Annotated in this window: 1 protein-coding gene; it reads left to right on the plus strand. The window is 67.3% G+C overall.

The features are described 5' to 3' along the window. Nucleotides 1-1,109 (plus strand): threonine--tRNA ligase (gene thrS / locus ACFWJO_RS40560; RefSeq protein WP_386873393.1); only part of this gene is annotated, 1,109 nt, incomplete at both ends.

Genomic DNA, 1,109 nt, shown 5'->3' on the forward strand with positions numbered 1-1,109 from the left:
GGGCCGGGGAGATCAACATCTACGACAACGTGGACCGCAAGACCGGCGACGCCGTGTGGTGCGACCTCTGCCGCGGCCCGCACCTGCCCTCCACCAAGCTCATCGGCAACGGCTTCGCGCTCACCCGCTCCGCCGCCGCCTACTGGCTCGGCAACGAGAAGAACAAGCAGCTGCAGCACATCTACGGCACCGCGGGGGCCAGCAAGGACGACCTCAAGGCCTACCAGGAGCGCCTCGCCGAGGCCGAGCGCCGCGACCACCGCAAGCTCGGCGCCGAGCTGGATCTCTTCTCCTTCCCGGACGAGCTCGGCTCCGGCCTGCCCGTGTTCCACCCGCGCGGCGGCATCATCCGCAAGGAGATGGAGGACTACTCCCGTCGGCGCCACACCGAGGCCGGCTACGAGTTCGTCTACACCCCGCACATCACCAAGCAGCACCTCTACGAGGTGTCCGGCCACCTCGACTGGTACGCGGACGGCATGTTCCCGCCCATGCACATCGACGAGGTCCGTGATCCCGAGACCGGCGAGATCACCCGCCAGGGGCAGAACTACTACCTCAAGCCGATGAACTGCCCCATGCACAACCTGATCTACCGCTCCCGCGGCCGGTCCTACCGTGAGCTGCCGCTGCGGCTGTTCGAGTTCGGCTCCGTGTACCGGTACGAGAAGTCCGGCGTGGTCCACGGACTCACGCGCGTGCGCGGCATGACCCAGGACGACGCCCACATCTACTGCACCCGCGAGCAGATGAAGGAGGAGCTGACCACCACGCTCAACTTCGTCCTCGACCTGCTCAAGGACTACGGCCTCAACGACTTCTACCTCGAGCTCTCCACGAAGGACCCGGAGAAGTTCGTCGGCTCCGACGAGATCTGGGAGGAGGCCACCCGCACCCTCGCCGAGGTCGCGGATGCCTCCGGTCTGCAGCTCGTCCCGGATCCGGGCGGCGCCGCGTTCTACGGCCCGAAGATCTCGGTCCAGGCCCGGGACGCCATCGGCCGCACCTGGCAGATGTCCACCATCCAGCTGGACTTCAACCTGCCCGAACGCTTCGACCTCGAGTACCAGGCCGCCGACGGCACCCGTCAGCGCCCCGTGATGATCCAC

Origin of the sequence: Streptomyces sp. NPDC127092 (genome assembly GCF_042722475.1) — a bacterium.
Taxonomy (GTDB): Bacteria; Actinomycetota; Actinomycetes; order Streptomycetales; family Streptomycetaceae; genus Streptomyces.